Genomic DNA, 23,022 nt, shown 5'->3' with positions numbered 1-23,022 from the left:
AACATTCCCGACCGCGCCGTGCGACGAACCGACCACGCAGCGTCAAACAGGGAGGCGGGGAGGGTCCGTGAGGGGATCGGCCACGTTGTCCTCGGCGGGACGGGTCAGTCCCGCCGGGCCCTGCGCGAACGCGCGCAGGACGTTGGCGGTGACCGTGCGCGTGAAGTGGGCGGCGCGGGCGTCCAGTTGGTGCGCGGCGTGTTTGTCGGCGTCCAGGGCCTCGACCCAGCGCATCGTGCCGGTCGCGAAGACGGCCGCCCCGCCGGGCAGCGTCGCGTAGGCGGTGTCCGCGTACGAGGGGCGGCCCTTGCACACCACGGGCGAGCGGGACAGGATTTCCAGTGGCCTCGGGGTCGGGTGCCGCAGGTTGACGCGGTCGAACTCGACCCCGACGAGGTGCGGGAACGTGTCCCCCGCCCGCGCCCCGGTTCCTTCGAGCAGCCAGTGGTCCGGGTGGGTCACCACGTCCGGGGCGTCCACCGGATAGCCCGCGTAGATCACCCCGAGCAGGGCGCGGCGCTCTCCGGGTCGGGGTCGGGGAGACGGCGGAAGTCGTTCGTCGCCGGAAGGCCCCGCCGGAAGCCGGGGTCCTGCGCGTAGTCGTCCTTGTAGCAGACCGCGATACGGTCCGGGCCGATCGGCGACTTCTCGAAACGGATCCGCCGGTAGCAGCAATTCGCCCCGAGCACGGCGAGGTTGGTCCCGGCGTCGCGGGCGCGGGTGATGTGCAGGCGCTGCTCCGGGCTCCAGTATTCGTCGTGGCCCGACGAGACGGGCCCGCCGCCCTCCGTACCAGCCCATCCGGTACGCCGACACGGTGTACGCCGCCGAGCTCGTCGACACCCGCAGCCCCAGCGGCTCCCCGGCCAGCACGCTGACCCGCTCGGCGTACCCCTCCACCGCCCGGGCGGGCCCGGTCCGGGAGATCCGCCAGTCCGCCGCACCGGGCAGGGCGTTCTCGGCGGTCACGTCCAGCGGCGGCCGACGCGTCGATACGTTGTCCTCCGCCGCCCGCGCCACCGCCCCCGGCAGCGCGGTGAGCGCGGCCGCACCCAGTCCCAGGACCGTGCGCCGCCCGGGCCCTCTGCCGTTGTCCGCCGCGTTGTGCCGCACTGTCACACCGTCCGCATCGTCCCGAAAGTCACTATTTGTGGGGCAAGTTTCTAGTCCACTTCGGGCCCCGGACGCCGGAGGCGGACCGAACGGGTGGTGTCGACGGGCGTTGGAGTGGGCTGTTGCAACTTTTGCCCTATTTTGCGAACGATTGTTCCAAGATCCCTGCTGGCCGGATCCGGTCGATCGTCTTCGGTTCCTCAGGAGGACCCTTGTCATCCCCCCGCGTACTTTCCCGCAGCAGGCTCCCCGTCGCCCTGTGCGGTCTCGCCGTGCTGGGCTCGCTCGCCCAGGCACCGGGCACGGCCGCCGCCGACCCGAACTCGCCGGTGTAAGTGCGCACCACGACCGATCTGCGCACGGCGGTGGGCCAGGACACCGTCACCTTCACGACGGACGCCCGCAACTACGGTGACACCGACCGGCCCGACTTCGTCCTGAAGGACGACCTCACCGGAGTCGTCGACGAAAGCACCCTGCTCGCGGACACGCTGACCGCCACCATAGACGGCCGGCCCGCCGCGGCACCGGAGTTCGACCGGGCCGCCCGCACCCTCACCTGGCGGGGCGCACTCCGGGCCGGTACCCAGCTGCGCCTCACCTACAAGGTGAGGGTGGCCCGCCGGGGCGCCGACTACTCCCTGCGCAACAGCGTCCAGGCGAACGGCACCAGCTGCCCCACCGGGACCGCGCCGGAGTGCTCGGCCGAGGTGCGCCTGTCTGCCATCCACCTGGCAATGCTCGGCGGTCGCACGGACAACCCGCGGCCCGGTCAGCGCCTGGACGTGACCATCACCGTGGAGAACGCGGGCGGGGTGGACTTCACCCGGGGGCAGGGAATCTCGGCCCTCGTCGACCTGACGGACGTGCTCGACGACGCCGACTACAACCAGGACGTCCGCAACGTCTCCGGCCCTCCGGGCACCTTCGTCTTCACCCCCGGGAAGAGCCTCAGGTGGTCCGGGCCCCTGCGGAGCAAGGAGAAGAGCGTGTTCACCTACTCCGTCACCGTGAAGCGCACGCTCACCGGCAACGGACAGATGACCGCCTTCTTCGGGCCCACCACTCCCCTCTACACGGCAGAGCCCCGCGCACTGCACTCGTAACACCGGGGCGCGCCCGGCACCGGGGCAGCGCACCAGCGGCGCCGCTCCGGTGCGAAGCGCTACGGGGCGTCGCCGTGTGCGCGGCGGCGGGCCGTCGCCGCCTCCGCGTGGTGGCCGAGACTGTCGGCGAGCCGGGCCTGGGCGAGCCAGTTGTACGGGGAGGACGGGCGCAGGGCGATGCGCTCGCTGAGGAGAGTGCGGGCGAGGTCGTGGCGGCCGGCCCGCAGAGCCGCCTCCAGGAGGGTCTTCTGGACGGCGTCGCGCTGGGCGTGGCTGCCGCCGAAGGAGGCGAGGCGGTGGCGCAGGGGGAGGAGCAGGTCGACTGTCCGCAGGTCGCGGCCCGTTCCGTACGCGATCAGTGCCTCGCACACGGGGAGGCCGATGTCGGTGGTCATGGCGAGGTTGGACAGGCCCGGGCCGGCGGGGGACAGGCCCGGACCGGCGGGGGACCGGTCCAGCCAGCGCTGCCGGTCCGCCACCAGCGCCTCGGCGTCCTTGATGCGCCCGGCCCCCACGTACGCCATCACCGCATGCACGTCGTTGAAGGCGTAGAACGGGCCGTCCGCGCGCTCCGCCCAGTCCTGGGCGAGGCGCTCCCACCGGTCGGGGACGTCGTGCCCCGCGAGCAGGAGCCGCCACAACAGGGCGGAGGCGTCCAGGAGTTGCATGGCGAGGGCCGGGGCGTCCGGCGGGTGGACGGCACTGTCGTAGATGTCGAGGACGCGCGGGACGTCCCCGGCCTCAAGCGCGAAGAGGGCGTAGTGCCACCAGTTGTGCACGGTCAGGAAGTTGCCGGTCGCCCAGTCGGCGGTGCGCGCGTCGAGGAAGCGCATGCCGTCCTCGTAGCGGCCCCGCATCTCGAAGGTGTGGGACACACCGTGCACGCCCCAGACGTCGCGGGGGTTGCGGGCGAGGGCGTCCAGCCCCGCCTCCTCGGCCTGCTCGTAGTGCCCCGACTCCTCCAGCCCGAAGGAGTACATGCCGCGCAGCGGCCCGTAGTGAGGATCCTCGGGGTCCCACGCACTCAGCGCCCCGCCGATCCGGTCGCGCAGACGCCCCGCGTCGCCGGTGAGGAAGTCCAGCTGGTGGCCCGCGAGGAGGGCCAGCGCGTCACGCGGCCAGCCGACCGCCAGCTCGTCGAGGATGCGGGCCGCGCCGTGCAGGTCCCCGTCGAGGCAGGCCCCGGCGGCGGCGAGGTGCATGCGCTCGCGCGGGGTGACGGCGGACGGGTCGAGTGCGGTACGGAAGCGGGTGTACGGGGCGCGGGCCGCGGCGGTGTCCTTCTCCTCGGTGGCGAGGACGGCGAGGTAGGCGTTCAGGGCCTGCCCCATGGGCGAGTCGGGGGAGGCGCGGAGGAGGTCGGCGGAGTGCTCGACGACCTCCGGGCGGAAGAACAGGAGGGCGTCCAGGGCGTGTTCGTAGTGCCGGGCGGCTTCGGGGGTGGTGTGGGTGAGGGGGTGGAGGTGCCGGTCGGTGGTGGGCATCGGGGCTCCCGGGGGGGGGCGGAGGTTTGGGGAAGCCTGCCCTGGGCGGGGGTGTTTCAAGAGGGACGCCGCTGACGCTGACGCGTCCGCCTCGCCAGCACGCTTCCCGTCAGGCCGCTCGCCCCCAGGCCCAGCACCAGCGCCACCAGGGACAGGCCCGGGCCCGAGGTCCAGGCGACCGAGCCCGCGCGGGCCGCCAGGACCACCGTCAGGGCGAGGGCGACGCCGGGAAGTGCCCGCAGGGCCGGGCGGAGGCGGGTCAGGTCGTCCTCCGCGAGGGAGCCGAGGACGCCCGTGCCCAGGGCGACCGCCCAGATGCCCAGGCCTTGCGCGTCGGGGCGGTTGACCGTCCAGGGGACGAAGGCGTCCCAGAAGTCGGGGCGCAGGAGCAGCCCCGTACCGATGCCCAGCCAGCTCGAACCCAGCACCGCGACGAGGGGTTTGGACCAGTTGGGGAGCGGCACCCCGGGGGTGGTGATCGGCGCGGCCGGCTTCGCGTACTGGAAGCCCACCGCCAGCAGCGCGCTCAGCGCCAGAGCGCCCAGGATCGCCACCCAGCCGAGGCTGAAGAGGACCAGGACCGCCGATCCGCCTGCCGCCGCCTGGAGTTGGCCCGCGTTGAGGAGGGTCACCGTGAAGGTTCCGGCCAGGACGATCAGGAGGGGGAGGACGAGCGTGCGGACCTCCTCCCAGACACGTGCCCTGGAGATCGCGAACAGGCCAGGGGCCACCCCCGCCATCGCCGCCCCGATCAGGCCCGGGCTCACGGGGAGGGCGGACTTCCAGGGGCTGAAGGTGTGGCCGAGTGCCCCGGCGACGGCCATGATTCCGCCGGTCGTCAGGCTCACCGCCGCGACCACGGAGGCCAGGATCGCGATGCCCGCCGTCAGCGGTCGGCCGCCCTCGGGTGCGACCGCCGCGGGGGTCGTGCCGCTGGTTGTGCTGCTGCTCGCGCTGCTGTGCGTTTCGCTGTTCGTGTCACTTCGCATGTGCGGCTTGCTCCGTCCTCGGGGCCGTGGGGTGGGGCAGGGGCGGTGCCGAAGCCCGGCGGGCCGTCTCGTGGGCGTGGACGACGCGCAGGCTCAGCAGTGTCGTCGCCGCGAAGGCCGTCACCCCGCAGCCGATGCCCACCGTCGAGGCCAGGGCCGTGTACCGGTCGAGCGACATGGCGTGCTGGAGGGGGAGGGCCAGTGCGGCGGACAGGGCAGGGGCCAGGCACAGTGCGGTCAGGTGCAGGCGCCACTCCTCGCGGGCCCAGGAGTCGCCGCGCCGGGTCGCCGCGCGGTGCCGGTGGATCATCACCGCGTACGTGATGACGTACGGGATCAGGAAGCCGCCGAGCAGGCGGCGGCCCGACGCGCCCTCGGAGAGGAAGCCCGTGGTGATCCACACGAGCCCCGCCGCTCCCGCCAGGTGGGCCAGGACCAGGACCGGTCCCGGCGCCCAAGTCCCTTCCATCGAGGCCGACTTGCCCCGGCGGTCCATCCCGCGCGAGGCGAGCAGCGCGCCGAAGACGACGAGCGAGCCCAGGTGCATGATGGCGACGCGGTTGATCTCCTCCATCGGCAGGCCCGGGAGGAGGAGCGGGAGGCCGCCCCACTCCAGGCGGAGCAGCGGGGCGGTCATCAGGAAGCCGTAGCAGAGCAGCATCCAGCGCTGGTGCAGCTCGGGCATGCGCCGCACCGCCGCCAGGGTGCCGAAGGTCACGCTCAGCACCGTGCCGAGGAGGATGGTCGCCAGCACGATCCAGAACGACGCCCCGCCGAATGCGTCCTCGGGCGCGGTCCGCAGCAGGTAGAGCGCCGCCCCGGCCATCGACGCGTACACCGTCACGGCGAACGCCACGCCCGCGATCCGGTGCAGGCGGGCCCGGCGGCGCACCGCCGACAGGAGCTGGACCGGGCCCAGCAGCATCAGCGCGCCGCCCAGTACCGAATGGACGACCAACGGGATCAGACTGCGTCCGTACGGTGCGATGCGGGTGGCCAGCGCCTCGGCGACGTAGCCGGGGGTGACGACCTTGCCCAGCACCCATTCGCCGATCGCGGGCGCGCCCGGCCGGGCGTACGGCCAGAGTTCGGTCATCGCGACCGGCGCGTACGTCACGCACACGACGACCGTCGCGACGGCGGCGATGCGCTTCCAGGGGGCTTGCTTGAGGTGGTTCACGGCTTTCCCACGGCTCCCTCGGGGCTGCCCGTTGCGATAGTCCTTTCTGGACTATCGAGACGGTAGAGGGGTGTGAGACATGGCGTCAACGGGCTGGAGGGGGTGGGTTACCGGTGAGTTCTACTCGTCGGCAGCTTCCGCGGGAGCCTCCACCCAACGCCAGAAATCCACCATCATCTGCTCGTACCGGATGCCGAATTCGAGCGCCCCGCGCTGTCCGCCGGTCAGCAACTCGCCCACGCTCTCCGCGAGTTCCTCGTACTCGGCCAACGTGCGCCGGTGCTCGGCGAGTTGGACCGGGGCCAGCTCCTGCGGGCGTGCCCCGAACCACAGCTTGAGGATGCCGCGTTCGCGCGCCTCGACGGGGACGAACGCGGGGTCGGCCAGCCACCCGGCGAGCGCCTCGCGGCCCGCGTCGGTCAGGCGCATCACGCGCCGGTTGCGGCCGCCCTCGCGGCGGACCTCCGCGATGAGCCCCGCCTCCAGGAGGCGGTCGCACTGCGCGTACACCTGCGCGTGCGGCACGGACCAGAAGGGGCCGACCGTCCGCCCGGCCTCGACCTTCACGTCGTACGGACTCGCCTCGCCGAGCTGGTCGATGACCCCGAGCACGAGGAAGGAGGGGGTGGTCAGGCGGATCTCAGACATGCGGCGACCGTACCGTCAGTGCCGGGGACGGCCGTAGTGGAGGACGGAGGGCGGAGTTCCGGGCGGTGTCGCTGGGTGGGGACGGGCGTCGCATGTCGCATTCGCCGAGGAGAGGGGCGTCACCGCCGTGACCAGATCCTCCTCTACGTGCAGGGCAGTGCACCGGCGAGGCCCGAGGCCGTACCCCGGGCCCAAAGCCCTTGCCCCGTCGTCTGCTTCGACCTCGGCGAGACCCTCGTGCCCACCGCCGAGAACGGCAGCTTCGACTACCTGCCCCGCGCCGCCGCCCACCTGCGCTCCCTGCGCGAACGGCACCTCGGGAGGCGGCTGCACGCTGGTCTTCCAGGGCGAGGCGGCGGCGGAGGTCGAGACCGCTGCCTCGCTCGGCTTCGACGGGTACCGCATCGGACAGCCGCACGGGCTCGCGTACCTCCCGGCGGGCCTGATCGACCTGCTGGGCTGACCGCGGCGGAGAACTCGTGGGAGGGAGCACCGTTTCCGCCGGGATGCGAGGGGCAGGCGATTGTTCGAACGACGAAGGAAGGAGCACGTCATGAGCGCCGGAGAGAAGGCCAAGGCCAAGACCGAGCAGGTCGTCGGCAAGGCCGTGAAGAAGACGGCCCACGCGGTGGGCCAGGACACCACGGCCGCCAAGGGCGCCGCCCTGGAGGCCCGGGGCGAGGCCCGGGAGACCAAGGAGAAGACCAAGGACACCTTCAAGCGCTGAGCCGCGCTGCGGCGTGCGCCTGCTTGAACGGGCGAGAGGGCGGGTTTCCGGCGACGAGCCGGGCACCCGCCCTCCGCCGGTGCTGCGGAATCCCCGGGCTGGGACACTGGAGCGGTTCCGATAGATGTAGCGGGCACCATTTCGTGCGGGAGGGAGCATTCCGTACGGAAGTGCCTTGCGGCGAGCACCCGGGAAGACCGTGAACACCAGCAAGAACAGCGCGGGGGACGACCCGCGGCCGACCGCCTCGGGGGCCGACGACCCGCAGCCGACCGCCTCGGGGGCCGACGACCCGCAGCCGACCGCCTCGGGGGCCGAGTCCGGGCCGGAGTCCGCGGCTGCGGCTGGTTCCGAGGACGCACCGCCGCCCCGGCGCGGCTGGCGGCGCTGGGCGATGGACACCCGGCCGCTGCGCATCCCCGCCTACCGCCGCCTGTGGTCCTCGACCATCGTCACCGCCGTCGGCAGCCAGCTGACGGCCGTCGCCGTACCGAAGCAGATCTACGACCTCACCGGCTCCTCCGCCTGGGTCGGCGCGGCGAGCTTGGCGGGCCTGGTCCCCCTCGTCGTCTTCGCCCTGTGGGGCGGTGCGATCGCCGACGCCGTCGACCGGCGCAAGCTGCTCCTCGTCACCAACTGTGGCATCGCCGTCACCTCGGTGCTCTTCTGGCTCCAGGCGGCGACCGGCCTGGACTCCGTTCTCGCGCTGATGCTGCTGCTCGCCGTACAGCAGGCCTTCTGGGGCCTCAACGCCCCGGCCCGCACGGCCTCCATCGCCCGGCTGGTCCCCGCCGAGGAGATCGCCGCGGCCAACGCCCTCGGCTCGACGGTCATGCAGACCGGCCAGATCGTGGGCCCGCTGCTGGCGGGCGTTCTGATCCCGGTCATCGGGCTGCCCGACCTCTACTTGATCGACGCACTTGCCCTGTGCGTGACGGTGTGGGCCGTCTACAAGCTCCCCGCCCTGCCACCCCTCGACACGGCGGGGACGGACGGTGCCCGGAGCCGTCGCCGCCCCGCCGGCTTCCGCGAAATCCTCGCCGGTTTCCGCTACATCGCCTCCCGCAAGGTCCTCCTCCTCTCCTTCCTCGCGGACATCATCGCGATGGTGTTCGGGATGCCCCGCGCCCTCTTCCCGCAGCTCGCGTCCGAGACGTACGCGCCGTACGGCGAAGGCCTGGCCCTCGGCCTGCTGTTCGCGGCGATACCCGTGGGGGCGGTCCTCGGAGGCCTCTTCTCCGGTACGTTCTCGCGGGCGCGGCGGCACGGCTGGATGGTGATCGGGGCGGTGCTGGTGTGGGGCGCGGCCATCGCGGGCTTCGGCCTCTCCGGCAGCCTGTGGCTGGCGGTGGCGTTCCTGGCGGTGGCCGGCATCGCGGACATGGTCTCGATGGTCTTCCGCGGTGCGATTCTCCTCTCGGCGGCGACGGACGAGATGCGCGGCCGGATGCAGGGCGTCTTCACGGTGGTGGTCGCGGGCGGCCCCCGGCTGGCGGACGCCCTCCACGGCGCGACGGGCTCCGCCTTCGGCGCCCCCGCGGCGGTCGTCACCGGCGGCCTCCTCGTCCTCGCCACGACCTCCCTCCTGGCCCTGACGGCACCGGCCCTGCGCCGCTACCGCATCTGACCCCCGACGAGTGCCTCGCCGAGCGGGGTGTGCCGGTAGAGCACCGACCGTCCGGACCGGGCGGGGACCAGCAGTCCCGCGCCGCGCAGGACGGGGTGACGGCGGGGCCGTCCTTCCCCCTTCCCCCTCGCCCCCTTGGGCGGCAGGGCCTTTCCGCCGAGCCCCCTTGGGCGGCGGGGCCGCCCCCCGGGGGCGGGACGGGCGGGCAAGGGGGCGGCCCCTCTCGCTCCGGGCCCGCCCCGGTGCCGCCCCCTGCCCGCACCTTGCACGCCGGACGCGCTCACCCCGGGGCCCTCGGGGCGCCTCCCGCTACAGGGCATGTGAAGCCCCGGCCCGCTGGGCCAAGAGGGTCCCCAGCCCCGCCCCTTCACCTAAACCCGCGGGGCATGGGGCCGGTTCCGTGCGGGTGAGTGGGTGGCTGAGCGCGCAGTTCCCCGCGCCCCTGGAGGGGTACGACAGGCTGCTCAGTCGGCCTGGACGGTCGCGTGCCGGGGCAGGCAGAACGTCAGGGCCCACATCAGGGCGAGGAGGCCGCCGACCCACCACAGGACGGCGAGGAACGCCTCGCGGTTGAGCCCGGCGTCCGGTGAGCCGTCGGTGGTCGTGAAGAACACCAGGGCGGTCATCGCGGTGCCGAGGGCGATGCCCAGATGCATGGCCGTGTTGAACACGCCGGACGCGGCACCCGCGTTGTCGTGCGGAACCTCCGCGAGGGACAGGTCGGCGAGAGGCCCGCTGACCATGCCGAGTCCGAAGCCGACCAGCACGACCGGAGCGGTCATCCCCAGCAGGGTCAGGCCCGATCCGTACGCGGTGATCTGGAGTCCGTAGCCGGCCATCGCGGCGATCGTGATGAGGAGGCCGGTCTGGGGAAGCCGGCGGGCGAAGCGCCCGGCGCTCTTCGCCGCGATCGTCGCTCCGCCCAGCTCTCCGACGGAGAGCAGGACGAAGGCCAGGGCCGCGTGGAAGGGGCTCATGCCCAGTCCGTGCTGGAGGTAGAGGGTCCAGGTCATGAAGAACAGCCCGCACAGCAGACCGTGCACCAGTTGCGCGGCCGTGCCGCCGGGGAACTGCCTGCCCCGGAAGAGGGACGGGGGCACGAGCGGTGCGCCGTTCTGCTTGCGCCGCTGGTGGCGCAGGAAGACGGCCAGCGTGAGGAGACCGGCGGCGAGCAGGCCGAAGACCCACAGCGGCCAGTGGTGGAGGTGCCCCTCGGTGAGCGGGAAGACGATCAGGACGACGGCCAGCGCGGACAGCGCCATGCCGGCCAGGTCGGGCCGGTCGGCCTTCTGCTCCGTCGACTCGGGGACGAACCGGCGTCCCAGGACGATCACGGCGAGGCCGACGGGCACGTTGATCAGGAAGATCGGCCGCCAGGACAGGCCGAACAGGTCGGCCTCGGTGAGCAGGCCGCCCATCACCGGGCCGAGGACATTTGCGATGGAGAGGACGGCCCCGTACAGGCCGAAGGCCTTGCTGCGGTTGCGCCCCGCGAAGGTGACGTGGAGGGTGGCCAGGACCTGCGGGATCATCAGCGCGACTCCCACGCCCTGGAGCGCGCGGGCCCCGACCAGCACGCCCGGCCCGGAGGCGAGGCCGCACAGCAGGGAGGCCGTGGTGAACACGACGGTGCCGGTCAGCAGGAGCCTGCGCCGGCCGTAGAGGTCGCCGAGGCGCCCGCCCGTGATCAGCCCGATGGCGACGGGCAGGGAGTAGCCGGTGGTCAGCCACTGCACTGCGGCCGGTCCGGCGCCGGTCGAGTCCTGGATCGCGGGCAGCGCGGTCAGGACGACCGACTGGTCGAGGATGTCCATGAGCTCGGCGGTCAGCAGCACGAGCAGGGCGATGCGGGCCGCGAAGGCAGTCCGTGAGGTCGGGGTCGGGGCGGTGTGCTCTGGCCCGTGGCCGAGCGCGGAGGAAGACAAGACGGGAACTCCTGATCCGTGGAGGACCGGGGAGCACTGCCGACAGCCGCACCGGGACCGGAGAACACCAAAGCCCGGGGCAGACGGCAGAGCTGCACCCGGGACAGAAAACTGCGGGGAACGGTGACGCAACTCAGACCGGCGCGACGTCCGCCCCCGAACACGTGCGACACAACAGCACGCGGGGAAACGCGGACGACTACACGGCCTGGTTAATAAGAAGTCACCTCAAGATCAACAAACGGAAGGAACAGAAGATCCGAACACTGCCACCGACACCTCGGCACAGGAACTCGTCCACCGTACGGCACATCGCCGGTGAGGTCGTACCCGACCGGCAGGACGGTGTACGCGGGGCGACCCGCACGCCCGGGCTGCCACCGGCGAACAAGCACGTACCGGCGAAGAACACGCACGTACCGGCGAATAAGCATGTGACGGGCGGCCGTTTGCGGTGCAAGCTGCCCGGATGCATGCACGGGTGGATATGGACGAGGTCGAGGCGCTGTTCGTGGGGCGGTACGGGGCGGCGGCCGAGGGGTGGGTCGGGGAGGTGCCGGGGACGGTTGCTCGGCTGGCCTCGCGGTGGGGGTTCGAGGCGGGGGAGGTGTTCGCGAGCGGGGCCTCCTCCGTCGTACTGCGCTGTCGATGGGGGGACGGCAGCCCGGCGGTGCTCAAACTCAGCCCGGATCGTGCGCTGTTGGCCCAGCAGGCGGAGATGCTCGGGCTGTTCGCCGCCTCGGGGCGTGTGCCGGCCGTGTACGCCGCCGATGCGGAGGCCGGGGCGATGGTGCTGGAGGAGGTACGGCCCGGGACCGAGGCCGAGAACATGGCGCAGGAGACCTTGCCGCAGCAGTGGGGGGAACTGCTCGGCGCGCTGCATGCGGTGGCGCCGCCCGAGGGCTGGGCCCTGGATCTGCGGGGGCGGTTCGAGGAGTCGTTCGCCCGGATCGGGCGGCGGCTGTCCGAGCCGGTCATCGCCGACCGGATCGGCACCGCCGCGTGGGAGCGGGCGATGCGGCGCTGCGAGCGGCTGCTGGAGAGCCAGGAGGAGACCGTACTGCTGCATGGGGATCTGCATCTCGGCAATGCGCTGGACGGCGGTCCCGGGCGTGGGCTGGTCGCGATCGATCCCAAGGCGTGCGTGGGCGATCCGTGTTTCGACGCCGTTGATTACGTGGTCGCCGGGGCCGGGCACGAGGGCGTCGAGGCCCGGTGCCGGCGGGTGGCCGCCGCGTGCGGGCTCGACGGGGAGCGGCTGTACGGCTGGAGCCGCGTGGTCGCACCGATGGCGGCCATCGGCCACCTCACCTACGGTGGCCCGGAGTCGGAGCCCGCGCTCGACGAACTCCTCGTCCTGACGCGCTGAGACGAGAGGTGGGGCAAGGAGATGGGACGGGTGCGATGGTGAGCAGGGAGCGGTGGCCCCGGCTTGATCCCGAGCGCGGCGTCGCCGACGTGACCCTGCTCATCCTGGAGTGGCTCGGCGAGCAGGGCATCGGCGCCACGATCCGCATCGACGCCGAGCGCCTGGCGGAGGGGCGGCCCCCGTGGACCTTCGCCGCCGGGGGCGGTGCGGTGGGCACCGGCATGCGAGCCGACGGACGTACCGCCGAGGAATGCATGGGCCGTGCGCTGGTTCCGCTGAGCAAATTGGGGGTAGACGTGCCGTTCTGAGAGTGAGTTGAAGGTGGGCGCGTTTCCCTGTACGCCCATTTTCTGCTGAGATATAGGCATACGTAGTAGATCGGCCCCGTAAAGCCCTTTACGACAGAAGCGAGCGTGACTGCATGTCCTACCCCAATTACCCGCCGCAGAACGGCGATTACGGCCAGCCCTACCAGGGCGCCCCGATGCAGCAGCAGAAGAACGGAATGGCCGTCGCGGCACTCGTGCTCGGCATCCTCGCCGTTCTTTCCTCCATCATCATCATCGGCGGCATCCTGTTCGGCCTGCTCGCGCTGATCTTCGGCATCATCGCCGCGCTGAAGGCCCGCGGCGGGCGCGCCGAGCACGGCGTGATGGCCGTCATCGGCGCGGTGCTCGGCGGTCTGGGTCTCATCGCCTCCGGCGTGCTCCTCGCGATCGGCGCCTCGTTCATCAACTCGGACGAGTTCAAGAGCTTCAGCGACTGCATCCAGCACGCGAAGACGCAGAGCGAGCAGGACGAGTGCTCGAAGCAGTTCAACCGGGATCTGGGGAACTGACCTTCCGGGCCCTGCGGGGCCTGCGCTTTCCGGTGCTCCGTCAGTTCTCCAGCGCGTTGATCTCCGTCAGCGACAGGCCCAGCTCCTCGTGCAGGAAGCGCACCACCGTCCAGTGCGGGAGGCCCTCCGCGTCGTACCCCCCGAACGCCTCCGCGTAGAGGGGGATCCAGCGCAGGGCCTCCTCCGCGGCCGTCGCCCGCGACGGGGCGACGGTCTCGGCGGACGTCCGGTAGGCGTCGTACGAGATGCTGCGGTGGTGGATGAAGTGGCCGCCCGGCAGCCGCTGTTCGCACAGGTCCCGGTACTCGCGGGTCTGGAGGATCAGGAAGTGCCAGATCTCGTCGATGTCCTGCTCTACGGGCAGGAAGAGCCCGGCCAGCCGGTCGCGGTGCCGGGAGACCAGGTGGAGGTAGCGGGCGCATTCCCGGACCTGGGCGGCGACGACGTCCGCCTCGGGTGCGCCCGGCTTCTGCGTGAAGTGCGCCAGGGTTTCCCGGTACAGCTCCGCGCCGAGGATCCGCTCCGGCGTGAGGGCGGGGGCGATGGCGGTGTCGGGCACGGTGAGGCTCCTGTCGTAGTCGGCTGCGGTCGAGGTCGAGGTCGCGTTCGAAGTCGCGGTCGGTGCGGGGGTCTGCGCGGTCATGCCGCCAGCCACGCGTGCTTGCCCGACTTCCCGATCGGTACGTGTCCCTCGTGCGCGGCCCTCACCTGGCGGCCCGTCAAGTCGCCGACCCGCAAGCCGAGTTCCGCCTCGCGCTCCCCGTCGAGCGGCTTCCCGTCGAAGGTCGTGTAGCGGAGGATTCCCTCCTCCGGGGCGAGCTGGTGCAGGAAGACCCGGGGTGATGTCTCCGCGATCACCGCGTCCAGATCGGCCTGGGCGACCAGCCCCCGGGGCGTCCGCAGCAGTTCCTTCTCGCGTCCGCAGAAGGACTCGATCCGGGTCGGGTCCGCGCTGCCGTCCGTCGTGCGTACGCAGTCGCCCGAGCGGTAGCGCACCAGCGGCATGTGCGGGTTGCGGATGCTGGTGACGATCAGGCTGTGGATGCCGCTGCCCGGCTCCACCGGGAGCAGCTCCACGCTCATGTCGTGCAGATACGGCTGGTACCGGCCGTCCGCGTCGCTGTGGAAGAGGTAGCCCAGCTCCGTGCTGCCGAACAGGTCGACCACCGGGCAGTCGAAGTGCGCGCGCAGATACGCCCGGACGTTCCGCGGCGTGTACTCGTAGGCGTGCACGATCCCGGCCGGTGCCGGGAAGCCCGCCCACAGGTCCCACTCGTCCACCTTCCGCACCAGGTGCGCCAGGTGGTAGCCGGAGCAGTCCAGCAGGTACGAGCCCCGGGGGTGCGCGGCGCTGACCTCGCGGATCTCCGCGAGTATCCGCTCCACCTCACCCCGGTCCCAACTCGCCGGGTCCAGCTGCCTGTTGAGGTACAGGGTCCGTTCGTCGAGCCAGCGTTCGCCCGCCGTCGCCCCCGGCTTCTTCGCGTTCACGCGCGCCACGTGCTCGGTCGCCAGGACCGTCGTCAGCGATACCCGCCGGGCGCCGTCGTGCCAGCTCGGGCCGAGTTCCGGGTGCTCGCTCCAGAGGCGGTAGTACGAGCGCAGCAGGAAGTACGGGGGGCGGATCAGCTGCATCCGGGCGTGGTTGGTGCCGGTCGACAGCACGAATTCTGCCTCGCCGGACTCCAGCGCCCGTTCCAGCTCCGGGGTCATCCAGTTGGCGGGGAAGTCCCGGGCGATCTCGGGCTTCTCCAGCACGGGGAAGTGGCCCCGTTCCACGGAGGCGCGGTACAGGGGGATGTTCCGTACCCGGTCCAGGACTTCGGCGGTCGGCAGGTGGTTCAAGTGGCCCTCCAGGGAGGTCGGTTGGTGAGGGGGTGCGGAGAGGACGGCTCCCTTCCGCACCCCCGGTCCGCAGCGCTCAGTGCCGCGGGGCAGGCGCCCCGGTCGTCACGAAATGCAGCCGGACTTCCCGGCCCCGGCCACGCTGATGCACCCGCTCTTCTGCGTCGCGCTGATACAGCCGTCCTTGGCCCGGGCGCCCTCGGCGGTCGCGGAGTTCGCCGTGACCCACTTCTGCCAGACGGTCTCCTCGGTCATGCGCTTCACGAGCTGCTCCATGCGGATTACCTCCGAGTTCGCCCATATGTGCAGGCATAGGTGTCATTTGCTGGTGTACAGCGGGTTTTGTTGTGATCATCCCGCCGTTCGAAGGTAAAGAGATGGTCAAGTTGCTGTCAATGGGGGCCGGTCCGAATGGCGTGAAACCAGGGGTTCCTGGAAGGAATCGATCCCTCCGCTCAGACGGCGGTGCACTTGCCGCGCCCGCATCTGGCCGGTGCGTGGTCGTGACGTCCGATGATCCCTGCGGTAGGCCGGAACCATGCGATTCGGAATGCCGTACGGGCACCCGCACCAGCCCCAGTACCCCCAGCAGTCCCCCACGACTCAGCCCCAGTACCAGCAGCAGCCCCCGACGACTCAGCCCGAGCCCGAGCCCCAGGCCCCGTCCCCGCAGTCGGCCGGTCGTCTCGACGGCAAGGTCGCCTTCGTGACCGGCGCCGCCGGGGGCCTCGGCCGCAGCCATGTGCGGCGGATGGCGGAGGAGGGCGCCGACCTGGTGATCGTCGACATCTGCCGCTCCGTCGACACCGTGCCCTACCCGCAGTCCACCCCCGAGGACCTGCGCGAGGCCGTCGAGGAGATACAGGCGCACGGGCGCCGCGTGGTGGCCCGCGAGGCCGACGTGCGCGACCGCGGGGCGCTCCAGCAGGCGTACGACGCGGGGCTCGCCGAGTTCGGGCACATCGACGTCGTCGTGGCCAACGCGGGCATCGCACCGCTCCTGGTCGAGGACCGTGTCGAGGCCTGGCACGACGCCATCGACGTCAACCTCACCGGCACCTTTCACACGATCGAGGTGGCCATCGCGTCGATGGTGGCCGCCCGGCGCGGCGGCTCGATCGTCATCGTCAGCTCCACCGCCGGGCTCGTCGGCATCGGCGGCTCCAGCAACGGCGGGCTCGGCTACGCCGCCTCCAAGCACGGTGCGGTCGGCCTGATGCGTACGTACGCCAACAACCTCGCCCCGCACAGCATCAGGGTGAACTCCGTGCACCCCACCGGAGTCGCCACCCGCATGGTCGCCGACCCGGCCATCGCCGCGTTTGTCGCCCGCGACCCGAACCTCTCCGCGCAGGGCCCCAACGCCCTCCCGGTGCGCACCATCGAGGCCGTCGACGTCTCGAACGCCGTCCTGTGGCTGGCCTCCGACGAGGCCCGCTACGTCACCGGCGTCACGCTGCCGATCGACGCCGGGTTCATCAACCGCCGCTGAAACCGCTGTCGTAGCCGCCGCCGAACCACCGCTGAGCGATCTGGGGGAGCACCATGCCCGACCCGAACGCCGTGCCCGCCGACTCCCGTACGGGCGCCACGCCCGATCCGTACGCCGACACCCTCCTCATCGGCGGCAACATCCGCACCCCCACCGGCCCCGCCCAGGCCCTCGCCGTACGCGACGGAATCATCGACGCGGTCGGCACCGACGCGGACGTGCTGCGCCGGCGCGGCCCCCGCACCCGCGTGTTCGAGCTGGCCGGTGCCACCGTCCTGCCCGGCCTGCACGACCTCCACGTCCACCCGATCTACGCGGGCGTCCGCGAGCGCCGCTGCAAGGTCCCCCAGGGCTCCGACCTCCCGACCACCCTGCGCATCGTCGCCGAACACGTCGCGCGGGCCGCCCCCGGCGCCTGGGTGCTCGGCGGCCAGTGGGACGCGTACGCACTCGGCGCGACCCCGGACCGTACCCAGCTCGACGCCATCGCCCCCGACCATCCCGTCCTCCTCGAGGACACCAGCGGCCACAGCTCCTGGGCCAACAGCGCCGCGCTGCGGGCCGCCGGGATCGGGCCCGGCACGCCCGACCCCGTGGGCGGCATCTTCGAGCGCGACGCCGACGGCCGCCCCACCGGCGTCCAGCGCGAGACCGCCGCCGAATTCCTGGCGGGCCACGCGCCCAGGGCCTCCGACGAGGAGGTGGAGGAGGCGTTGGAGTGGGCGCTGGGGGAGATGCTCTCGTACGGCATCACCTCCTTCACCGAGGCCGCCGTCGGCTTCACGGCGGGCGCGCCCTCCGAACTGCGCGCCTACACGCGCCTCGCCGCCCGCGACGCCGTCAAGCAGCGGGCGCGGCTGTGCCTGGTGTGGTCGCCGCACGATCCCACCTGCGAGGAGGTCATCGCCCGGCGCAACCACTACGCGAGCCGCCGGCTCACGCCCGACTGCGTGAAGGTCTTCCTCGACGGGGTGCCGACCGACAGCCACACCGCCGCCATGCTCGCCCCGTACCAGGACACGGTGGCCGGGCGGGATCCCGAGTTCAGCCGGTACGGGATCCTTGCCATCGCGCCGCCCGTCCTCAACCACCTGGTGACACGCCTCGACCGGGAGGGCATCACGGTCAAGTTCCACGCGGCGGGCGACGCGGCGGTGCGGGCGGCGCTGGACGCGATCGAGACCGCCCGTGAGGCCAACGGGCCCAGCCCGCACATGCACAACGTCGGCCACTGCACCTTCGTCGCCCCCTCCGACCTCGCCCGCGCCGCACGCATCGGCGCGACCTTCGAGGTCTCGCCCTACCTGTGGCGGCCCTCCCCGATCTGCTCCGACATCACGGCCGCCGTGGGTGCGAAGGCCGTCGAACGAGCTTGGCCGGTACGGGACTTGCTCGACTCCGGAGCCCTGGTCGTGGCGGGTTCGGACTGGTGCGTCGTGCCCTCGGTGAACCCGTGGGCCGCCATCGAATCCCTCGTCACCCGCCAGGAGCCCGGCGGCAGCGCCGACAGCTTCGGCGCGGCCCAGGCCGTCACCCGCGAGGAGGCCTTCGACCTCTTCACGGTCAACGCGGCCCGCCAGGAGGGCATGGCGCACCGCGTCGGCCGCATCGAACCGGGCATGTTGGCCGACGTCATCGCCGTCGACCGCGACCCCTTCGAGATCCCCGTCACTGAAGTGCACGCCACGCGTGTGCAGTTGACGTTCGTCGGAGGGGAACTCGTCTACCGGGCGTGAGGGTTGTCGACGGGTCGCTGCGGCACCGGGAAGGGTTCGGTCGCCATGAGCCGCCGCGGCGGCACCGGGGGAGCGGCGGTGCCGCCCATGGCCGTGTTCACGTACGCGACCAGGGCCGCGCCGATCGGGTTCGGCAGGGGCTGGTTGTTCTCGTCGAAGCGCTCGTACTTCATCAGGTTGTAGCCGACCGTCATCTGGCGGCGCCCGTCCTCCGTGGACAGCGCCCAGGTCCCGGCGCCGAACACGCCGCCGTCGTGCCCCCAGAACCAGGAGCCGTTCGGCAGCTTCACCTTGTACAGGCCGAGTCCGTACCCCAGCCGTGCCTCCTCGCCCGGCTGCGTCTCGTACCCGGGGACGGTCTTCTTCATCTCCCGCAGCTCCGCCGCGCCGATCAGCTTTCCGGACAGGAGCTGCCGGTAGAAGTCGTTGACGTCGCTCGCCGTGGAGACCAGCGCCCCGGCCACCCCGGCCCAGGACATGTCGTACACGCTGTAGTCGCGCGGCGGGTCGATGTACCCGTAGAACGACTCGTACATCCGGGCGTGCGGCCCCCGGATGCGGGGCGTGCGCGGGAAGTACGTGTGCCGCAGGCCCGCCTTGCGGATGACGTTCTCGGTGATGTACGTCCGCGGGTCCTGGCCGGTGACCTTCTGGAGCAGCAGCCCGGCGAGGACGTAGTTGGTGTTCGCGTACGCGAATGTCCCGCGCGGCTTCAGCGGGGTGGCCGCCAGGCCCAGGCGGACCAGTTCTTCGGGGGCGAACCGGTGGAACTGGGCCTCGTCCAGGGCCTGTCCGGGGTCGCTCGCGAGCTTCGGGAAGGCGGGGAGGATGTAGTCGGCGATGCCGCTCGTGTGGTTGAGCAGCATGCGTACGGTCACCTTGCGGCCGCGCTCGCCGGGCACCAGCTCCGGCAGGTAGCGGCCGATCGGGGCGTCCAGGGTTATGCGGCCCTTGCCGACCTGCTGGAGGACGGCCGCGGCGGTGAAGGACTTGGTGATGCTGCCGATACGGTGCTCCAGGTCGGGCCGTGTCGGCCGTCCCGTGCCGAGGTCGGCGAGACCGGTCGCGCCCCGCCACTGCGCGGAGCCGTCCCGGACGGCGGTGTACGCGCCGATCATTCCGGCGTGGTGGAAGGCGTCGAGGGAGGCCCGGAGGGCTTGGCGGTCGAGGCGCGGGGCGGCTTCGGCTTCGGCAGCTGCGGCCGGGGCGGGCGCGGCCGTGGTGCCGGCCGCGGCGGGCAGCGTCCCGGCGGCCAGCGTCAGCAGGGCCGCCGAGGCCACTGCGGTCAGGCGGGCTCTGCGGCGGGCGGGGCAGGATCGTAAGGCAGTGGTGGTGTCGTGCATGGGCGGATCGGTCCCGTCTGTCGTCGGAGGAGCGGTCCCTTCCATCCTTGACGCGCCACGGACGGGACCTCTCCGCCCTCAGGACGAGCTTGCGCACGGAAACCGATGATGCGTGTCAGGTTTTGGGTGTGCCTGCTGGGGCATTGGCCGCCTGGCGTTGGCTGTCGCCAGGTGTTGGCCGGGCGCCGGCTGTCAGGTGTTGGCTGGGCGCAGGCCGTCAGGTGTTGCGGGCGTGGTTCCCCTGGCCCTCGATGTGCCAGCTGACGATGCGCTCGGGGTGGATGCGGATCACATCACGGCTGAAGAAGTCCGGCGACAGGGGTGGCACGTCCACCACGATCAGCTCGGCCCGCCCCCGGATCTCGACGCCGCGTCCCCACCCGGGCGCGACGGCGTCGGGCTCGTCCTCCGGCGTCAAGTCGTCGACGACGAAGGAGACGTGCGGGTGTCCCTTCGCATTGCGGAACTTGCGGCTCCTGGCGTTGTCGGGGCCGCCGATGTCGATACTGCCGTCGTCGTTGAGCCGGAAGCCGACCGGCCGGATGTTGGGCACGCCGTCCGGCCCGAGGGTGGCCAGGCGGCCGAGGCCCTGGCCGAGGAGGTAGGTGCGTTCCTTGGGGGTGAAGTAGGAGTCCATGGGGGGACCGTAGAACCTCAACTGCACTTGAGATCAAGCCCTTTCGAGGCTCTGCAACGACGCCGACCCGGTCGCCGCACGCCCCTACCAGAACGCCTGACAGGAACACCGGACGTCCACCGACCTCTGGGTGGTCCAGGTGTCCCCGTCGCCGCCGAAGTGCCGTTCGGTCACCGTGTCCTGACCGACGACGGCCCGACAACTCACCCCGGAGTGCTCGGACCGGTCGTGCTTGCACCCGCGGCAGGTGTGGGTGGTGTTCCGACTCCAGCCCTCCGGATAGAACCCGCGGCACTCGCACTCACGCCCCTGCGCCCCGTCGCAGTGGCCCTCCAGGTGCACCGTCCACAGGTGCCCGCAGCGACACCGCGCCACGCCCTCGTCAGTCATGTCCGCCTCCGTATCACGATGAGGGATCCGATCATCAGCACAGGTCCACCATCAGTGCAGGTCCACCTGGAAAGCGTGGCGGTGGTCGGTGGGGCAGGTGAAGATGCGCAGGTCTCCCCAGCGGCCGACGACCACTCCCGTCACGTTGTCGCTGGCCACGGTGAACAGCAGGGTCATGGCCGTGCCGCAGTCCTCGCAGGGGATCTCCGTCGGCTGGGTCAGGTGCCAGGTGGGCCAGCCGCCGAGCTTCCAGCCGGCGAGGCGGGTGATGACGTCGTGTCCGTCGCCGCCGGTCTCGTGGACGAGTTTCTCCAGGCGCGGGTGGAGTTCCGCGGGCAACTCGTCGCGGAAGGGGAAGTCGGTCACCTGCTCGGCGGTGACGGTGCACGCCCTGGGCAGGTAGCTGTCCTCGTCGTACCGGGACGGCGCCGGGGGGTTCAAGAGCTGCCCGGTCACCTCGGCGGCCCGACGCCATCGGAATTCGACCACGGGGCTGATGTCGGCCTGCTGGAGCGGAGGGTCCCAGTGCTCGTTGGGGCACCAGAGGATCTGCAGGAGGTCGGCGTCGGCAGGCCACCAGGCCCCCGGCGCGTCACGCCGGAAGATCTGCACGACCGGCACCATGGCGTTGGCGGGCGTGCCGTCGGCACTGTTCTCGTCGGGCAGGGAGCAGGTGGGCCACGGCTCGTCGGCCGGCCACAGCAACGGCCCGCCGATCGAACTGCTCCGGTGGTCCGGTTCTGCCCGCTCGGGGTGGAACAGGGTCGCGGCGCGTGCGTGCGGGGCGAGTTCGGGCATCGCCCGGAGTATGGATTCGGGGGAGGGTCTGGGGGTGCTTGTCATCGTGTCGTCGTGCCTTCCGGTTTGGCGGGTTCAGAGGGTGCGTTGCAGCGTAGGGGCCCGCTCGTCGCGACGACCGGAGGGAAATGGCTGTCGCGGCAGGCCGTGCCCGGCCTAGTCTCGCGGCCATGCACCAGACCCGAAGGTGCGACCGGCGGCCGCCCCGTCGCGCGGGGGTGACGTCCCCGCGCCGGGCCCGGACACGGCCCGTGACCGGCACCGACGTCGTCCTCGTCGGGCTCTTCTCCGGCAAGCAGAAGGACTTCGCCGCGCAGATGGACGCCGCAGAATGCCGGTTGACCCAGTGCGGGGTCCGGGTCGTGGGGCGCATCGTGCAGCGGCGCGGGGTCTCGCACGGCGGGGTCGCGAAGATGTCCCTGCCCTTCTCCGCGCGGACCCTCCTCAGCTACGGGAAGGTGCGCGAGCCGGCCGCGCTCGGTGAGGAGAGGGAGGCGGATGCCGTGGTGCTCCTGACGCCGATGACGGAGCGTCAACAGCATGTGCTGGAGCGGATGTTGGGCCGTCCCGTCGTGCGCCTCGGCGACGTACACACGCGTGATGGTGGCTGACCAGGGGCGAGCGGCGCGAGCAGGGCGAGGAGGTCGCGGACGGTGAGTCGAGCGGTACGTGTGGCAGTCGTCGGCGTCGGCGTCCTCGGCGCGAGCGTGGGCCTGCACCTGGCCCGCCGGGGCGCCGAGGTGGTCCTGGTCGACGCGGGACCCCCAGGCGAAGGCGTCACCAACTGGTCCTTCTCCTGGGCCAACGCCAGCAACAAGACCGCCCGCCGGTCCTACTTCGACCTGAACGTCGCGGGCCTCGCCGCACACCGCGAACTCGCCGCGGTCATCGGCCCGGACGGGTGGTGGCACCCCACCGGACACCTGCGCTGGGCCGACGACCCCGCAGCGGAGGCGAAGCTGCTGGAGACGGCCGAGCTTCTGGGCAGTTGGGACTACCGGGTGGAGATGCGTACGGGAGCCGATGTGCGCCACCGCCTCGAACCGGCCCTCGCGGTCCCGGCCCGCACCCCCGTCGCCTTCTACCCCGACGAAGCCTGGGTGCACGGGCGGCAGCTCGTCGGCCGACTGGTGGAGCAGGTTGTCGCCGCCGGGGCCGCACTCCGGTCCGGCAGCGCGGTCCGTGGCATCAGTACCCGTTCCGACGGAGGCGTCCGTGCGGTCGAGCTCGCCGACGGAAGCCGTCTCTCCGTCGACACGGTCGTGAACGCGGCGGGCCCGCAGGCCTCCCACGGCGCCGCTCTCGTCTCCCGCCGCCTCCCGATGCGCCGCGAACCGGGCGTCGTCACCCGGGTCGCCTGTGCGCGGGTCCCGGTCCGCCGGGCCATGCACGCGCCGCACGTCGAGATCCGCCCCGACGGGGACACCTCGGTGGTCCTCCACAGCCGCGAGGTCGACGCCTTGATCGACGAGGGCAAGGGGGTGGAGCGGCTCGCCGACGCATTGCGGGAGGCTGCGTGCCGAGTCGTTCCCGAACTGGACGAGTCCCGCATCACCGGGACACGGGTGGCCCACCGCCCCGTCCCCGCCGACGGCTTTCCCTCGGTGGGGGCGCTGTCGGCCGTGCCCGGCTACTACGAAGCCGTCTCCCACAGCGGCATCACGCTCGGCCCGGTCATCGGCCAGTTGCTCGCCTCGGAGATCCTCACCGGGACGCGGTCGGATCTGCTGGCGGACTTCCGCCCGGAGCGGTTTGCCTGACGGCCGTCCGGCCCG

25 protein-coding genes are annotated in these 23,022 nt (G+C 72.0%); 11 read left to right on the top strand and 14 right to left on the bottom strand.

The window, feature by feature from the left end; genetic code table 11:
• Window positions 1-42 precede the first annotated feature (42 nt).
• Both IE269_RS43150 and IE269_RS43145 read right to left on the bottom strand, forming a co-directional pair.
• Entirely contained in the window at window positions 43-501 is a 459-nt protein-coding gene (locus IE269_RS43150; RefSeq protein ID WP_229897723.1) for a N,N-dimethylformamidase beta subunit family domain-containing protein, read from the bottom strand.
• On the bottom strand, window positions 498-944 hold the full coding sequence (locus IE269_RS43145; RefSeq protein ID WP_308436946.1) for a N,N-dimethylformamidase beta subunit family domain-containing protein: 447 nt from the start codon (window positions 942-944) through the stop codon (window positions 498-500). The genes IE269_RS43150 and IE269_RS43145 overlap by 4 nt, the downstream gene beginning before the upstream one ends.
• Before the next feature lie 381 nt (window positions 945-1,325).
• Between IE269_RS43145 and IE269_RS43140 the strand changes: the two genes are divergently transcribed.
• Complete coding sequence (locus IE269_RS43140; RefSeq protein WP_268253597.1) at window positions 1,326-1,448, top strand: hypothetical protein; 123 nt, start codon at window positions 1,326-1,328, stop codon at window positions 1,446-1,448.
• Window positions 1,449-2,219: a DUF7927 domain-containing protein gene (locus IE269_RS15335; RefSeq protein ID WP_189823502.1), complete on the top strand. Its 771-nt coding sequence runs from the start codon at window positions 1,449-1,451 to the stop codon at window positions 2,217-2,219.
• 59 nt (window positions 2,220-2,278) lie between these two features.
• Here the strand turns inward: IE269_RS15335 and IE269_RS15330 are convergent, their stop codons facing one another.
• The 4 genes from IE269_RS15330 to IE269_RS15315 all read right to left on the bottom strand — a co-directional run bounded on the left by IE269_RS15330 (window position 2,279) and on the right by IE269_RS15315 (window position 6,520).
• The gene (locus tag IE269_RS15330) at window positions 2,279-3,703 is read right to left on the bottom strand and encodes a tetratricopeptide repeat protein (RefSeq protein ID WP_189823501.1); all 1,425 of its coding nucleotides are present in this window, start codon (window positions 3,701-3,703) and stop codon (window positions 2,279-2,281) included.
• Between the two features lie 56 nt (window positions 3,704-3,759).
• A complete protein-coding gene (locus IE269_RS15325) occupies window positions 3,760-4,692 on the bottom strand; it encodes a hypothetical protein (protein ID WP_189823500.1) in 933 nt (310 codons plus the stop codon).
• The gene (locus IE269_RS15320) at window positions 4,682-5,872 is read right to left on the bottom strand and encodes a DUF2306 domain-containing protein (protein ID WP_229897721.1); all 1,191 of its coding nucleotides are present in this window, start codon (window positions 5,870-5,872) and stop codon (window positions 4,682-4,684) included. Before IE269_RS15320 ends, IE269_RS15325 begins: the two co-directional genes overlap by 11 nt.
• A gap of 120 nt (window positions 5,873-5,992) precedes the next feature.
• Entirely contained in the window at window positions 5,993-6,520 is a 528-nt protein-coding gene (locus IE269_RS15315; protein WP_189823499.1) for a PadR family transcriptional regulator, read from the bottom strand.
• 553 nt (window positions 6,521-7,073) lie between these two features.
• On the opposite strand from IE269_RS15315, the gene IE269_RS15310 reads away from it, so the two are divergent.
• Both IE269_RS15310 and IE269_RS15305 read left to right on the top strand, forming a co-directional pair.
• Entirely contained in the window at window positions 7,074-7,247 is a 174-nt protein-coding gene (locus IE269_RS15310) for a hypothetical protein (protein ID WP_189823498.1), read from the top strand.
• A 199-nt stretch (window positions 7,248-7,446) separates the two neighbouring features.
• Window positions 7,447-8,874, top strand: coding sequence for an MFS transporter (locus tag IE269_RS15305; RefSeq protein WP_229897720.1), 1,428 nt, complete (start codon window positions 7,447-7,449; stop codon window positions 8,872-8,874).
• Window positions 8,875-9,338: 464 nt separating this feature from the next.
• Here IE269_RS15305 and IE269_RS15300 read toward each other — a convergent pair whose 3' ends face one another.
• Window positions 9,339-10,799 (bottom strand): MFS transporter, encoded by a 1,461-nt coding sequence (locus tag IE269_RS15300; protein ID WP_189823497.1) that lies wholly within the window; start codon window positions 10,797-10,799, stop codon window positions 9,339-9,341.
• Between the two features lie 487 nt (window positions 10,800-11,286).
• On the opposite strand from IE269_RS15300, the gene IE269_RS15295 reads away from it, so the two are divergent.
• From IE269_RS15295 to IE269_RS15285, 3 genes are all read left to right on the top strand, one after another.
• Window positions 11,287-12,168 carry an aminoglycoside phosphotransferase family protein gene (locus IE269_RS15295; protein WP_189823853.1) on the top strand — a complete coding sequence of 294 codons (882 nt, stop codon included), beginning with the start codon at window positions 11,287-11,289 and terminating at the stop codon, window positions 12,166-12,168.
• A 35-nt stretch (window positions 12,169-12,203) separates the two neighbouring features.
• A complete protein-coding gene (locus tag IE269_RS15290) occupies window positions 12,204-12,476 on the top strand; it encodes a hypothetical protein (protein ID WP_189823496.1) in 273 nt (90 codons plus the stop codon).
• Window positions 12,477-12,589: 113 nt separating this feature from the next.
• Entirely contained in the window at window positions 12,590-13,006 is a 417-nt protein-coding gene (locus tag IE269_RS15285) for a DUF4190 domain-containing protein (RefSeq protein WP_189823495.1), read from the top strand.
• A 40-nt stretch (window positions 13,007-13,046) separates the two neighbouring features.
• Here the strand turns inward: IE269_RS15285 and IE269_RS15280 are convergent, their stop codons facing one another.
• From IE269_RS15280 to IE269_RS15270, 3 genes are all read right to left on the bottom strand, one after another.
• Window positions 13,047-13,649: a glycine-rich domain-containing protein gene (locus IE269_RS15280; protein WP_229897719.1), complete on the bottom strand. Its 603-nt coding sequence runs from the start codon at window positions 13,647-13,649 to the stop codon at window positions 13,047-13,049.
• Window positions 13,646-14,851 carry a phenylacetate--CoA ligase family protein gene (locus tag IE269_RS15275; protein WP_189823494.1) on the bottom strand — a complete coding sequence of 402 codons (1,206 nt, stop codon included), beginning with the start codon at window positions 14,849-14,851 and terminating at the stop codon, window positions 13,646-13,648. Before IE269_RS15275 ends, IE269_RS15280 begins: the two co-directional genes overlap by 4 nt.
• 105 nt (window positions 14,852-14,956) lie before the next feature.
• Window positions 14,957-15,127 (bottom strand): hypothetical protein, encoded by a 171-nt coding sequence (locus IE269_RS15270; protein WP_189823493.1) that lies wholly within the window; start codon window positions 15,125-15,127, stop codon window positions 14,957-14,959.
• A 262-nt stretch (window positions 15,128-15,389) separates the two neighbouring features.
• On the opposite strand from IE269_RS15270, the gene IE269_RS15265 reads away from it, so the two are divergent.
• Window positions 15,390-16,343 (top strand): mycofactocin-coupled SDR family oxidoreductase, encoded by a 954-nt coding sequence (locus IE269_RS15265; protein WP_229897718.1) that lies wholly within the window; start codon window positions 15,390-15,392, stop codon window positions 16,341-16,343.
• Between the two features lie 53 nt (window positions 16,344-16,396).
• A complete protein-coding gene (locus IE269_RS15260) occupies window positions 16,397-18,079 on the top strand; it encodes an amidohydrolase (RefSeq protein ID WP_189823492.1) in 1,683 nt (560 codons plus the stop codon).
• Here the strand turns inward: IE269_RS15260 and IE269_RS15255 are convergent.
• The 4 genes from IE269_RS15255 to IE269_RS15240 all read right to left on the bottom strand — a co-directional run bounded on the left by IE269_RS15255 (window position 18,067) and on the right by IE269_RS15240 (window position 21,247).
• Window positions 18,067-19,422, bottom strand: coding sequence for a serine hydrolase domain-containing protein (locus IE269_RS15255; protein WP_189823491.1), 1,356 nt, complete (start codon window positions 19,420-19,422; stop codon window positions 18,067-18,069). The two genes, IE269_RS15260 and IE269_RS15255, sit on opposite strands and share 13 nt — an antisense overlap.
• A 217-nt stretch (window positions 19,423-19,639) precedes the next feature.
• Window positions 19,640-20,059, bottom strand: a complete 420-nt coding sequence (locus IE269_RS15250) for a PPOX class F420-dependent oxidoreductase (protein ID WP_189823490.1) — start codon at window positions 20,057-20,059, stop codon at window positions 19,640-19,642.
• An 84-nt stretch (window positions 20,060-20,143) separates the two neighbouring features.
• Window positions 20,144-20,449, bottom strand: coding sequence for a hypothetical protein (locus IE269_RS15245; protein ID WP_189823489.1), 306 nt, complete (start codon window positions 20,447-20,449; stop codon window positions 20,144-20,146).
• Between the two features lie 51 nt (window positions 20,450-20,500).
• On the bottom strand, window positions 20,501-21,247 hold the full coding sequence (locus IE269_RS15240) for a hypothetical protein (protein ID WP_229897717.1): 747 nt from the start codon (window positions 21,245-21,247) through the stop codon (window positions 20,501-20,503).
• A 251-nt stretch (window positions 21,248-21,498) separates the two neighbouring features.
• Between IE269_RS15240 and IE269_RS15235 the strand changes: the two genes are divergently transcribed.
• Window positions 21,499-21,858, top strand: coding sequence for a hypothetical protein (locus tag IE269_RS15235; protein WP_229897716.1), 360 nt, complete (start codon window positions 21,499-21,501; stop codon window positions 21,856-21,858).
• Between the two features lie 42 nt (window positions 21,859-21,900).
• A complete protein-coding gene (locus tag IE269_RS15230) occupies window positions 21,901-23,007 on the top strand; it encodes an NAD(P)/FAD-dependent oxidoreductase (protein ID WP_189823487.1) in 1,107 nt (368 codons plus the stop codon).
• Window positions 23,008-23,022 lie beyond the last annotated feature (15 nt).

The organism is Streptomyces spiroverticillatus (assembly GCA_014650415.1).
GTDB lineage: Bacteria > Actinomycetota > Actinomycetes > Streptomycetales > Streptomycetaceae > Streptomyces > Streptomyces spiroverticillatus.
This window is presented reverse-complemented; position numbering and strand designations above follow the sequence as displayed.